This window comes from Paracoccus tibetensis (assembly GCF_900102505.1).
GTDB classification, from domain to species: Bacteria; Pseudomonadota; Alphaproteobacteria; order Rhodobacterales; family Rhodobacteraceae; genus Paracoccus; species Paracoccus tibetensis.
This window is the reverse complement of sequence record NZ_FMVT01000001.1, coordinates 281,368-294,529: the sequence shown is the minus strand read 5'-3', so window position 1 is coordinate 294,529 and position 13,162 is coordinate 281,368. Positions and strand designations below refer to the sequence as shown.

Sequence of the window (13,162 nt, the reverse complement as noted above, 5' to 3'; positions counted from 1 at the left end):
GGCGGCATGTTCACGGCAAGCGACGGCGCGCGGATCGCCTTCTCGGACGAGGGGACGGGGCTTCCCGTCCTCTGCCTCGCGGGGCTGACCCGCTCCATGTCGGACTTCGACTACCTCGCGCCGCATCTGGCGGGCGTGCGGATGATCCGCATAGATTATCGCGGCCGCGGCGCCTCGGACTGGACGGGCGCCGCCACCTATACCGTCCCGCGCGAGAGCCGCGACGCAGTGGAACTGCTGGATCACCTGGGAATCGACCGGGCGGCGGTGCTTGGCACCTCGCGCGGCGGGCTGAACGGGCTGTTCCTGGCGGCGACGGCCAAGGACCGGCTGCTCGGCCTCTGCCTCAACGACGTCGGCCCCGAGATCGCGCGCAAGGGGCTGGAGGCGATCTTCGACTATGTCGGCCGCAACCCCGCCGCGCAGAGCCATGCCGAACTGGCCGCGCGGATGCCGGCGCTGATGACGGCCTTCTCGGACGTGCCCGAGGGGCGCTGGCTCCAGGACGTGCAACGGCACTTCACCGAGACGCCCGAGGGGCTGCGCATCACCTATGACCCGTCGCTGCGCGAGGCGTTCCTCGCGGCCTTCCAAGGCGAGGCGCCGAATCTCTGGCCGCTCTGGGAGGCGACGGCAGGGCTTCCGGTCGCGCTGATCCGGGGCGCGAACTCGGACCTGATGACGGCCGAGACGGCGGACGAGATGCAGCGCCGCCGGCCCGACCTGATCCGCGCCGAGGTGCCCGGGCGCGGCCATATCCCCTGGCTCGACGAGCCCGAGGCGCTGGCCGCGATCCGCGCCTGGCTGACGGCCTGCGGCGCCTAACCCCCCAGGCGTACCATCACCAGGAAGACCCCGGCCGACAGAAGCGCGGCCGCCGGCACCGTGATCACCCAGGCCGCCGCGATGGTCATCACATGCGACCGGCGCACCAGCTTGCGGCGCCGCCGCTCGCCCTCGCCGAGGCGCGGGCGCTCGGGGACGGCCTCGCCCGAAAGGCGCAGGCGGCGCTCGGCGTCCCATTCGCGGAAGAAGCCCACGCCGAAGATCGCGCCCACCGCGATATGGGTCGAGCTGACCGGCAGGCCCAGCCAGCTGGCCAGGATCACGGTCAGCGCCGCCGACAGCGCCACGCAGAAGGCACGCATCGGGTTCAGCTTGGTGATCTGGCTGCCGACCATGCGGATCAGCTTCGGCCCGAAGAGGAACAGGCCGAAGGACAGCCCGAAGGCCCCGATCAGCATGACCCAGAGCGGGATCGAGATGGCGCCCGTCGTGCTGCCCGTCTGCGAGGCCTGCACGATGGCGGCCAGCGGCCCGACCGCGTTCGCCACGTCATTGGCGCCATGGGCGAAGCTGAGCAGCGCGGCCGAGACGACCAGAGGGATGCCGAAAAGGACCTTGAGCGACTTGTTGCGGTTCTCGAGCCCGCGCGACTGGCGGGCGATGACCGGGATCATCACCAGCCAGACCGCCAGCCCGACCCCTGCCCCGATCATCAGCGCCTGTCCCATGTTCAGCGAGACGACCCGGCTGAGGCCCTTCAGCGCCAGATAGGCCGAGAAGCTGCCGGCCATGATTCCGACCAGCACCGGCACCCAGACCCGTGCGGCGGCGATCTTGTCGTCGCGATAGATGATGCGCGCCTTGATGAACCACAGAAAGCCCGCCGCGACGATCCCGCCCAGAAGCGGCGAGACGACCCAGCTGGCCGCGATGGCGCCCATCGTCGGCCAGCTGACGGCCGAGAAGCCCGCCGCCGCGATTCCCGCCCCCATCACCCCGCCCACGACGGAATGGGTGGTCGAGACGGGCGCGCCGATCCAGGTCGCAAGGTTCACCCACAGCGCCGAGGACAGCAGCGCCGCCATCATCGCCCAAATGAAGACCGAGGGCGCGCCGATCGCCTCGGGCGCGACGATCCCGCGCGAGATGGTGCCGACCACGTCGCCGCCGGCAATCAGCGCGCCCGCCGTCTCGCAGATGGCGGCGATGGCGATGGCGCCGCCCATGGTCAGCGCGTTCGCCCCCACGGCCGGGCCCATGTTGTTGGCGACGTCGTTGGCGCCGATGTTCAGCGCCATGTAGGCGCCGAAGATGGCGGCGGCGATCACGATCATCGCATTGTTCGCCTGCCCGAAGATCAGCGCGGCCGTCAGCCCCGCGGCCAGCAGGAAGACCAGCGCGACGCCCGGCGCCACCAGAGGCCGCCCGACCAGCGCCGTCGTCAGCTCCAGCGTCGAGAAGCGGCCGAGATCGCGGTCCAGCGTGTCGAGATGGCGGAGTTCCAGGTCCTTCTGGGCCATGAGGCGTCCTTTTCGCGTTGCGCAGGCGCTGCCTATGCTGCCGGCGCCTGCGGATCAACCGTCGTGAAGCCGTTACGTGACCGTCACGAACAGGCCTGCGCGCAACCGCGACGCAGCGCCGCAGCCGATCACGTTTTCATGCCGAGGCTTGTTACATATCGTGCAATAGGTTTAGCATCGCACATAAGGGCGGATCAGCATTCAGGGACCGGCCACCAGGGACTTTCATGCACGCAGAGCAAACGCTTTCCGACCGGCTGTTGGCGCAGATCCAGCGCTCGAACATCGCGCTCTGCGTGGCCGATGGCCATGGCGACATGCCGCTGGTCATGGTCAACAAGGGCTTCTTGAAGCTGACGGGATACGAGGCGTCCGATGTCGAGGGGCGCAACTGCCGCTTCCTGCAGACGCCCGACACGCCGCGGGCGCAGGTGGCCGCGATGTCCGACTTCCTCAGGGACGAGGCGCAGGAGGACGGGCGCTTCCCGGTGCTGAACCAGCGCCGGAACGGGACGACCTTCACCAATCTCGTCTTCATGTCGAAGCTGCGCGACGGCGACGGCGGACTGCGCTATGTCATCGCCTCGCAATTCGACGCGACCGCCGCCGAGGAGGCGCAGGCGATCGCGCAGAACGACAAGCTGCTGGTGGGCGCGCTCAGCGACCTGCGCCAGACCGCGGGGCAGTTCGGCATGACGCTGAACGATTCGGCTGCCCTGATCGCGCGCTCGATCAGCACCCTGGCACGGCTGACGGTGCGCGATGAATGATGCCTCGGTAGCGCCCACGGCGCAGCTGGATGCACGGCCCGCCTTCGCGGTCGTCGCGATCGGTGCATCGGCCGGGGGGCTGGAGGCGCTGCACGAGCTGCTGCGCTCGGCCCGGCGGGACGATCCTGCGGCCTATGTGGTGATCCAGCACCTCGACCCGACGCATGAGAGCGTCCTCGCCGAGCTTCTGGACCGCCGCACCGAGCTGAGCGTGCAGCAGGCCTGGGACGGGCTGGAGCTTCAGCGCGGCCATGTCTACACGATCCCGCCCGGCGCGCGGATGCTGATCTCGAACGGCCGGTTGCGGATGACGTCCTTCGACCAGCCGCGCGGGCTGCGCCGGCCGATCGACGACTTCTTCGAGAGCCTGGCCGAGGATTGCGGGCCGGCGGCGGCCTGCGTAATCCTGTCGGGGACCGGCGCGGACGGCACGCTCGGCCTGCGCGCGATCAAGGAGCATGGCGGCATCTGCGTGGTCCAGGAGCCGAGCACCGCGCGCTATGACGGCATGCCGCTGTCGGCCGAGGCGACGGGTCTTGTCGATTTCGTGCTGCCGCCCGACCGGATCGTGCCGACGATCCTGCAGTTCTTCGAATCCAGCGACACCGAGCTGGCCGAGGAGGTGGTGACGGCCGACGCAAGGCGCATCTGCCAGCACCTTCTCGAGCGCACGGGCCACGACTTCTGCGGCTACAAGATGTCCACCCTGATCCGCCGCATCCGCCGGCGCCTGCAGGTGCTGAACATCGCCAGCACGCGCGACTACCTTGCCCACCTGATGGGCAACGACGCGGAATGCGACGCGCTGCTCAACGAGTTCCTGATCAACGTCACCCGCTTCTTCCGCGACGCCGAGATGTTCGAGACGCTGCGCGTCAAGGCGATCCGCCCGCTGGTCGCCGCCGCCGGGGAAGAGGACATCCGGGTCTGGGTGCCCGGCTGCTCTTCGGGCGAGGAGGCCTACAGCATCGCGATGCTCGTGGATGCCGAGATGCGCGCGGCGGGCAAGCGGCCGCGCTTCGTCGTGCTGGCCTCGGACATCGACCGCAAGATGATCGAGATCGCGCGCGGCGGTACCTACCCCTCCAGCGCGTTGGCCGACATCCCCGAGCCGCTGCGCCGCGACTACACGATCCACCGGGGCGCGCAGATGCAGGTCGTCTCGCAGTTGCGCGACCGAGTCCGCTTCTCGATGCACAGCCTGGTACGCGATCCGCCCTTCAACAAGGTGGACCTGATCTCGTGCCGCAACCTGCTGATCTACCTGGACGAGGACCTGCAGTCGCGCATCCTGCCGCTGTTCCACTACGCCCTGCGGCCCGAGGGCTACCTGTTCCTCGGCCCGTCCGAGGGCGTGCGCCGCGAGGCCGGACGGTTCGAGGAGCTGGACCGCTCGGCGCGCCTCTTCCGCCGCGACGCCTCGCCCGCGCGGCTGCCGCTGGACCTGCCGCTGGCCCGGCGCGCCCCGGAAGGCGAGACGGGCGCAGGCGCGGGCCGGCAGCCATCCTCGAGCGAAGGGCGGGATGCCGCCGCGACCGCCCGCAAGCGGCTCATGGACCGCTACGCCCCCGCCACGCTGCAGGTTTCGGCCGCGGGCGAGGTGCTGTGGACGGCGGGACGGCTCGGCCGCTACCTGTCGGTCGATCCCGCGGCCCGCAAGCCCCAGCTCATCTCCTCGATCATGCATCCCGGCCTGCGCGACGCGGTCGTCTCGGCCCTCAGCGAGGTGACGGCCTCGAACCGTCCCGTGGTGATGCGCGATCTGCAGGCCCGCTCCGAGATGGGCAGCCAGCCGGTGACGCTGTTCGTCGAGCCGCTGCCCGACCGTTCGCTGCTGATGGTGTTCCAGGACAACGGCTCGATGATCCGCGACCTCGACGAGTTCGGCGGCTTCGAGGATCTCAGGACCAGCGAGACCCGGACCGAGCGGCTGGAGGAGGAGCTGCGCCTGACGCAGGCCGAGCTGCGCGGCACCGTCGAGGCGCTGGAGACCGCGAACGAGGAGCTGAAAAGCTCGAACGAAGAAATGATGTCGATGAACGAGGAGCTTCAGTCCACGAACGAGGAGCTGAGCACCGTCAACGACGAACTGAAGTCCAAAGTGGACGACCTGACGGCGGCGAATTCGGATCTGCAGAACTTCTTCTCGGCCACCAAGATCCCGCTCCTCGTCGTGGACCGCGACATCCGCGTGCGCAACTTCACCGCCGCCTCGGCGCAGATCTTCCCGCTGCGCCGCTCGGACCAGGGCAGGCCGCTGGCCGACGTGTCGAACGTCTTCGCCTCGAACCTGCTGGAGCAGATGGCGCAGGAGGTCGTCGCCACCGGCGAGGCGCAGGGCACCGAGCTGGTCGAGCCGAGCGGCGGCCGCGTCTGGCGCGTCGATGCCAAGCCCTATCGCAGCAAGGACGGCTACACCGAGGGCGCGATGCTGGTCTTCGAGGACGTGACCGCGCTGCGCGACCTGCGCGAGGCGGTCCAGCGCCAGGACGAGCGGCTGAAATCGGTGCGCAAGCTGGCCCGGATCGCGGTCTGGCAGTATGACGCCGCGGCGGGCAAGCTGACGATCGACGACAGCTCGGACCTCTTGGGCATCGGCGAGACCGCTGCGCTTCCCCTGCCTGCCTTCGCCGCGCTGATCGCCCCTGCGGACCGCGAGGCGCTGATCGCCGACCTCACCCATTGCGCCGAGGGCGGCTCGATGCGGCGGATCATCTCGCCCTCGGGCGAGGGGCGGTCCGACATCCGGCTGGCGGCGGCGGGCGAGAGCGTCGGCAGCGGCGACGCGACGCAGGTGCTGGGCGTGCTTCTGGACGTGACCGCCGTGGAAAGCGCGGCGCGGCTGCGCGAGGCGGTGATCTCCGAGATGGACCACCGGGTGAAGAACCTCTTCACGCAGATCTCGGCGATGCTGCGGATGGCGTCGCGCCATGCCGAGTCCCCCGAGACCCTGGCCGAGGAGGTCTCGGGCCGCATCAACGCGCTGGCGCAGTCGCACAGCCTGACGACGCGGCGCGGCGCGATGTCCGAGACGCGGCTGGATCAGCTGGTCGGCACCACGCTCGAGCCCTATCGCGGCGCGAAGGTGTCGATCGAGGGGCCGGAGGTTTCGGTCCGCGCCGCCAAGGTCGTGCCGCTGTCGCTGATCTTCCACGAGCTGGCGACCAACGCCTTCAAGTATGGCGTCCTCGGTGCCCTGCCCGGCCGGCTGAGGGTCGAGTGGGAGCTGACGGAGGACCATGTCGAGCTGCGCTGGATCGAGGATTACACCAGCCCGCAGCAGATCAGCGAGTCCGATCCCGGCTTCGGCTCGACGCTGCTCGAGGGGGCGGCGGCGCAGCTCGACGCCGAGCTGTCGGTCGAGCAGCTGCCCGACCGGCGCATCACCCGCTTCTGCTTCTGAGCCTGAAGGCGCCCTCGCGGTTCAGGCGCAGAGCAGGCGGCACACGGCCTGAAGCCGCCGCCGCAGCAGTACCTTGATCTCGGCCGCCGGCAGGTCGTCGGCCGAGGCCCAGTCCCTGACCGCATGGGACAGCGCGCCGGTGGCAAGGCCCGCGATCAGCTCGGCCTCGGCCGGCGCGTCCATGCCGAGCCGCTGCTGCAACAGCCCCGCCAGAACCCGCGTGTTGCCCTCGAGCATGTCGTGAAACAGCGGCTCCAGTTCGGGCGAGGCGTCCAGCACCTGCCGCACCATGCGGATCTTCGGGCGATCCAGGCGCGCGCCGTCCTCGACCAGCCCGGTCAGCAGCGCGACCAGGTCGTCCAGCAACGGCGCGTCGGAATGGACGATCCAGCACGCCTCGTCCGCATCCATCCGGGGTGGGCGGCCGAGGAGGGCGGCCTGCTTGTTGGCGTAATAGTTGAAGAAGGTCCGGGGGCTGACCCCGGCCTCGGCGGCGATGGCCTCGGTCGTCAGCGCCTCGAAGCCGCAGCGCAGTGCCAGCCGAAGGGCGGCCCGCTGGATGTCGTCCGCCGTCTGGCGGCGCCGCCGCTCGCGAAGATCGCTGCTCATGAAAATCCTTGCTTCAAGTCCCGCAAACATTGCACAGACTGCAACAGTGTGCAATGGCTGCTGCGGATGCCGCTGGCTGCGGCGACTCAGCGGAGATGGATGGCGATGCGCGACGGTTGGACATGGACGGGCGCGGCAGTGGCCGTGCTGCTGATGGGCAGCCTGCCGGCCGCGGCGCAGCCGCAGGGCATGCCGCCGAAGCAGGTGGGCGTGGTCCAGGTCGCGCGGCAGGATGTGCCGCGCATCATCACCCTGCCCGGCCGCGCGGTCGCCGCGGCGGCGGCGGCGATCCGGCCCCGCGTCGGCGGCATCGTGACCGAGATCCTCTATCAGCCGGGCCGTGCCATCGCGGCGGGCGAGCCGATGTTCCGCATCGAGGCCACCACCTACGAGGCGAACCTCGCCAGCGCCGAGGCGCAGCTGGCCTCGGCCCGCGCGCAGCTGACCCAGGCCGAGGCGGCCTTCCGCCGGACCGAGCAGCTGCTGGGATCGGGCTCGACGCAGGCGCAGGTCGAGACGGCCCGCGCCAGCTTCGAGCAGGCGCAGGCCAGTGTCGAGGCCGCGGACGCCGCGCGCCGCCTGTCCGAGGCCGAGCTGGGCTGGACGACCATCACAAGCCCGATCGCGGGCATCGCCAGCATCGCCGAGGTCTCGGTCGGCGACCTGGTCACCGCGGGCCAGGCGACCGAGCTGGCCCGCGTGACGCAGCTCGACCCGATCGAGGTGGACATGTACGAACCCTCGTCCCGCTTCCTGTCCGTGCTGGACGACATCAGCGCCGGCCGCCTGCAGCTGAACGACGAGCTGCGCGCGACGCTGACGCTTGAAAACGGGCAGGTCTACGAGGCTGCGGGCGAGCTGGTCGCGCCGGGCGTCACCGTCTCGACCTCGACCGGCTCCATCGACAGCCGATTCCGCTTCGACAATCCCGAGGGGCTGATCCTGCCGGGCATGTTCCTGCGCGGGCAGGTCGAGATGGGGCGGTCCTCGGCCTTCCTCGTCTCGCAGTCCGCGACCAGCCGCGACAAGATCGGCAACCTGACGGCCTGGGTCGTGGCGGACGGCAAGGCCAGCCAGCGCCAGCTGACCGAGGATGGCAGCTACCAGAACCAGTGGATCGTGACCGATGGCATTGCCGAGGGCGACACGCTGGTGGTGGACGGGCTTGCCGGCCTGGCCGAAGGGATGGATGTCGTCACCGTTCCCGTGACCTTCGACGAGAACGGCGTCGTGCGCGAGCTGCCGCCCGCCGAGACGCCCGCCGCCGCCCCGGCCGAGGCGCCCGCCGCCACCGCGCAAGCCCCGGCGGAGTAGGCGCATGGCCCGTTTCTTCATCCACCGCCCGGTCTTTGCTTGGGTGATCGCGCTCATCACGATGCTGGTCGGGGCGCTCGGCCTCTCCAGCCTCGCCATCGAGCAGTATCCGCAGATCTCGCCCACCACGGTCCGCGTGAGCGCCGCCTATAACGGCGCCTCCTCCGAGATCGTGGCCTCGTCGGTGACCTCGGTCATCGAGGACGCGATGACCGGGATCGACGGTCTGATCTACATGACGTCGAACTCGACGCCAGGCTCGGCCTCGGTCTCGCTGACCTTCGACGACAGCGTGGACGCGGACATCGCGCAGGTGCAGGTGCAGAACAAGCTGCAGCTGGTCACCTCGCAATTGCCGGACGTGGTGCAGCAGCAGGGGGTGCAGGTCGCCCGCTCGACCAGCTCGATCCTTCTGGTCGGCGCGCTGACCTCGCCCGACGGGCGCTACTCCACGGTCGAGCTGGGGGACCTGATCTCGCAGCTGATCGAGGACCCGGTGAAGCGCACGCCCGGCGTCGGCTCGATCCAGACCTTCGGGGCGGGCTACGCGATGCGCATCTGGCTGGACCCGATGAAGATGGTCCAGTACAGCGTCACCCCCGCAGACATCACCAGTGCCGTCGCCCAGCAGAACACCAACGTCACCGTCGGCAGCCTCGGCGCGCAGCCGACGGCCGAGGGGCAGCGCCTGACGGTGTCCGTCAGCGCGCAGTCGCAATTCTCGACCGTCGAGGAGTTCGAGCGCATCCTCTTGCGCGTCGATCCCGACGGCGCCACGGTCTTTCTGGGCGACGTGGCCGAGATCGAAATTGGGCAGGAAAGCTATGGCGGCGCCTCGCGCCACAACGGCAACCCTGCGGCGGGCTTCGCGGTGAACCTCGCCACCGGCGCCAATGCCGTCGACACGGCGGCGGCGGTGCGCGAGACGATCGGAGCCCTCGCGGGCGCCCTGCCCGAGGGTGTCGAGATCGTCTATCCCTACGACACCGCCCCCTTCGTCGAGGAGTCGATCAACCAAGTCTACCACACGCTCGCCGAGGCGGTGGTTCTGGTCTTCCTGGTCATCCTCGTCTTCCTGCAAAGCTGGCGGGCGACGATCATCCCCGTCGTCGCGATCCCGGTCGTGCTGCTGGGCACTTTCGCGGTCCTGTCGGTCGCGGGCTATTCGATCAACACGCTGACGATGTTCGCGCTGGTCCTCGCCATCGGCCTTCTGGTCGATGACGCTATCGTGGTCGTGGAAAACGTCGAGCGGGTGATGGAGGAAGAGGGCCTCGGCCCCGTCGAGGCGACCGAAAAGAGCATGGACGAGATCACCAGCGCGCTGGTCGGCATCGTGCTGGTCCTGTCGGCGGTGTTCCTGCCGATGGCCTTCATGTCGGGGGCGACGGGCGTGATCTACCGCCAGTTCTCGATCACCATCATCACCGCGATGGTCCTGTCGCTCGGCGTCGCCGTGATCCTGACCCCGGCCATGTGCGCCAGCCTTCTGAAGGCCCGCACGCATGGCGAGGCGAAATTCGCCCCGGCCCGCTGGTTCAACCGCAACCTCGACCGGGCGACCAACGGTTATGTCGGGATCGTCGGGCGCATGGTCAAACGCCCGCTGCGGATGCTGCTGATCCTCGTCGCCATCGGCTACGGCGTCTTCGCGATGTTCGACCGCCTGCCCGGCTCGTTCCTGCCGGACGAGGATCAGGGCGTCGCCCTGGTGATCATCCAGGGGCCGGACGGGTCCACCACGCAGCAGACGCAGGCGCTGGTCGAGAAGGTCGAGAGCTACCTTCTGAACGAGGAAAGCGACACGGTGGAATCCGTCTTCGCCGCGCTCGGCTTCAGCTTCGGCGGGTCGGGCCAGAACAACGCGATGGTCTTCGTGAAGCTGCGCGATTACGAGGCGCGCGAGGGGTTCGACATCGCCTCGCTCGTCCAGCGGGCGAACGGGCATTTCTTCATGACCAACCGCTCGGGGCAGATCTTCGTGCTGCAACCGCCGGCGATCCAGGGAATGGGCACCTCGTCGGGCTTCGAGATGTACCTGATCGACCAGACGGGCGCCGGGCAGGACGCGCTGGCCGAGGCCGCCAACCGGCTGGTCGCGACGGCGCAGGCCGACGGCCGCGTCACCGGCATCCGCGGCAACGAGTCGGCCACGCAGACCAGCCTCAAGCTGCAGATCGACCAGCAGAAGGCGGCGGCATTTGGCCTCTCCGTGCCCGAGGTGAACGCGATGCTTTCGGTGATCTTCGCGGGCCGCGAGGTGAACGACTTCGCCCTTGGCAACGACCTGCGCCCGGTGATCGTGCAAGGCGAGGCCGCCAGCCGCAGCCAGCCCGAGGACATCAACCGCTGGTATGCCCGCAACAGCAACGGCGAGATGGTCAGCTTCGGCGCCTTCTCGGACCAGGTCTGGGAGCAGGAGCCGAAGGCGCTGGCCCGCTATGGCGGCACCCGCGCGCTGTCGCTGTCGGGCGCGGCGGCGCAGGGCCTGTCCTCGGGCGACGCGATGGCGGCGATGGAGGAGATGGTCGCGGATCTCGGCGGCGGCTACGGCACCGCCTGGACGGGCCTTTCCTATCAGGAACGGCTGTCGGGCAACCAGGCGCCGCTGCTGTTTGCCATGTCCGCGCTGGTCGTCTTCCTGGCGCTGGCCGCGCTTTACGAAAGCTGGTCACTGCCCCTCGCGGTAATGATGACGGTGCCGGTCGGCATCCTCGGCGCTTTGGCCGCAGCCCTGTGGTTCGGCCAGTCGAACGACGTCTACTTCAAGGTCGGCCTGCTGACGACCATCGGGCTGGCGTCCCGAAACGCCATCCTGATCGTCGAGTTCGCCGAGGCGCAGCGCGCGCTTGGCAAGTCGCTGATCGACTCGGCGCTGATCGCGTCGCGCCAGCGCCTGCGGCCGATCCTGATGACGACCTTCGCCTTCATAATGGGCGTTCTGCCTCTGGCCATCGCCTCGGGCGCGGGCGCGGGGGCGCAGAACTCGATCGGGATCGGGGTCTTGGGCGGGATGGCCTCGGCCGCCGCCATCGGCATCTTCCTGGTCCCGGTCTTCTACGTCGCGGTCATGACCCTGACCCAGAGGACCAAGCGACGCGCCGTGCCGGCGAGACCAGCGGAGAGTTGAAGGCTTTCGGCCCCGCGCCGGTTCAAATGTATGGGCATTTGCCGTAAGGCTGCGGGCAAAGCCTGAACGAGGGACGTCATGACCATGCTGCACCTGACCCTGATCGCGATGATCCAGGGCGTCACCGAATTTCTGCCGGTCTCCTCCTCGGGCCACCTGATCCTTCTGCCGCAGCTCTCCGGCCTCGAGGATCAGGGGCTGGTCCTCGACGTGGCGGTGCATGTCGGCTCGCTCGCGGCGGTGGTGCTCTTCTTCTGGCGCGACGTGGCCGAGGGGCTGGCGGGCCTGCCGCGGCTGGCGCGCGGGCGGGTGGACACGCCGGGCGCGCGCCTGGCGCTTGGCCTTCTCGTCGCGACGATCCCGGTGGTCATCGCGGGGGCGGTCCTGAAGTTCACCGGCATGGTCGAGGCGCTGCGCTCGGTCGCGGTGATCGGCTGGACGATGATCGGCTTCGGCATCCTGCTCTACTGGGCCGACCGGCAAGGCGCGTCCGAGAAGACCACCGCCGGCTGGAGCCTCAGGGACGCCGTGATCATGGGCTTCTGGCAGGCGGCGGCGCTGATCCCGGGCACCTCGCGCTCGGGTGCGGCGATCACGGGGGCGCGCAGCCTCGGCTACGGGCGCAAGGATGCGGCGCGGATCTCGATGCTGATGTCGATCCCGACCATCACCGCCTCGGCCGCACTGATGGCGGGCGAGGTCACGGGCGAGGCGAACCGGCAGATGCTGCTGGACGGCGCTGTGGCGGCCGCGCTGTCCTTTGTGGCGGCGATCGCGGCGCTGGCGCTGATGATGCGGCTTTTGCGCAGCGTCAGCTTCACGCCCTATGTGGTCTACCGGATGGTGCTGGGCACGGCCCTGCTGGCCATCGCCTACAGCTAGAAGCCGAAGGAGAAGCGGCGCACCAGCCCGAGCCGCAGCGAGGGCTGGTATTCCTCTTGCACGACGGGCGAGTCGGCCGCGTCGCCGATCAGGCGGGCATAGCGGACCTCGCCCAGCAGCGATGTCGCGTCGCTGACGGCATAGCGCGCCTCGAAGGTCAGCGCCGCCTCGTTGAAGCCGCTGCCGACGCTGGTTTCGGGCAGGCCGCTCGCGGCGCTCTCGGCCTCGGTGACGCCGAAATAGGTGTCGTTGAAGGCGCCGTTGCCATAGACGGCCTGCACGCCTGACCACAGCGTCAGTTCAGGCGACAGCTCGGTGCGGTACTTCGCCCCAACGGCCCCGGTGATCCCCTCGTGCCCGCCGAAGCCGCGGCGGAGCGTTGCATAGGCGCCGACCGGGCCGATGCCGTAGCCGAGGCGCAGGCCCAGCTCGACCGTGCGGTCGATCTCGTCAAGGCCGGCCAGCGCGTCGTCGTCGCCGCTGTCGCGCCCGCCCTTGAAGCCGAAGGAGGGGCTGATCGTGAAGCCCTGCCCGTCCGCGTCGGCACCGTTGCGCAAGATGACCCAAGGACTGGTGCGCCCCTCGTCCGAGCCGGGATATCTCGGCCCCAGCTCGACCCCGCCGCCAATATCCAGCGACAGATCCAGCATCCCCTGCGCGTGCAGCGGAGTGGCAGCCAGAAGAGCCGTCGCGGCCAGCGCCAGAGCTTTGTTCATCGTCATTCCCGGTTGGTTGTCCCAAGAGATAG

The 13,162-nt window shown here is 69.5% G+C and carries 9 protein-coding genes; 6 read left to right on the top strand and 3 right to left on the bottom strand.

Annotated features, from left to right (window positions below):
- The first annotated feature begins 6 nt into the window (after positions 1 to 6).
- Entirely contained in the window at positions 7 to 825 is an 819-nt protein-coding gene (locus BLP73_RS01505) for an alpha/beta fold hydrolase (protein WP_090739741.1), read from the top strand.
- On the opposite strand, the gene BLP73_RS01500 is transcribed toward BLP73_RS01505, so the two are convergent.
- Entirely contained in the window at positions 822 to 2,306 is a 1,485-nt protein-coding gene (locus tag BLP73_RS01500) for an inorganic phosphate transporter (protein ID WP_090739740.1), read from the bottom strand. The genes BLP73_RS01505 and BLP73_RS01500 overlap by 4 nt on opposite strands.
- Positions 2,307 to 2,533: 227 nt before the next feature.
- Here BLP73_RS01500 and BLP73_RS01495 point away from each other — a divergent pair, with 227 nt between their 5' ends.
- Positions 2,534 to 3,076 carry a PAS domain-containing protein gene (locus tag BLP73_RS01495; RefSeq protein ID WP_090739739.1) on the top strand — a complete coding sequence of 181 codons (543 nt, stop codon included), beginning with the start codon at positions 2,534 to 2,536 and terminating at the stop codon, positions 3,074 to 3,076.
- Complete coding sequence (locus BLP73_RS01490; RefSeq protein WP_090739738.1) at positions 3,069 to 6,479, top strand: chemotaxis protein CheB; 3,411 nt, start codon at positions 3,069 to 3,071, stop codon at positions 6,477 to 6,479. Before BLP73_RS01495 ends, BLP73_RS01490 begins: the two co-directional genes overlap by 8 nt.
- Before the next feature lie 21 nt (positions 6,480 to 6,500).
- Here the strand turns inward: BLP73_RS01490 and BLP73_RS01485 are convergent, their stop codons facing one another.
- A complete protein-coding gene (locus BLP73_RS01485; protein WP_090739737.1) occupies positions 6,501 to 7,088 on the bottom strand; it encodes a TetR/AcrR family transcriptional regulator in 588 nt (195 codons plus the stop codon).
- A gap of 99 nt (positions 7,089 to 7,187) precedes the next feature.
- On the opposite strand from BLP73_RS01485, the gene BLP73_RS01480 reads away from it, so the two are divergent.
- The 3 genes from BLP73_RS01480 (at position 7,188) to BLP73_RS01470 (ending at position 12,414) form a co-directional block, all read left to right on the top strand.
- Complete coding sequence (locus BLP73_RS01480; protein ID WP_245686495.1) at positions 7,188 to 8,402, top strand: efflux RND transporter periplasmic adaptor subunit; 1,215 nt, start codon at positions 7,188 to 7,190, stop codon at positions 8,400 to 8,402.
- Positions 8,403 to 8,406: 4 nt separating this feature from the next.
- Positions 8,407 to 11,532: an efflux RND transporter permease subunit gene (locus BLP73_RS01475; protein ID WP_090739736.1), complete on the top strand. Its 3,126-nt coding sequence runs from the start codon at positions 8,407 to 8,409 to the stop codon at positions 11,530 to 11,532.
- 78 nt (positions 11,533 to 11,610) lie between these two features.
- Positions 11,611 to 12,414: an undecaprenyl-diphosphate phosphatase gene (locus BLP73_RS01470; protein WP_090739735.1), complete on the top strand. Its 804-nt coding sequence runs from the start codon at positions 11,611 to 11,613 to the stop codon at positions 12,412 to 12,414.
- Here BLP73_RS01470 and BLP73_RS01465 read toward each other — a convergent pair.
- Complete coding sequence (locus BLP73_RS01465; RefSeq protein WP_090739734.1) at positions 12,411 to 13,136, bottom strand: MipA/OmpV family protein; 726 nt, start codon at positions 13,134 to 13,136, stop codon at positions 12,411 to 12,413. The two genes, BLP73_RS01470 and BLP73_RS01465, sit on opposite strands and share 4 nt — an antisense overlap.
- Between the last annotated feature and the right edge of the window lie 26 nt (positions 13,137 to 13,162).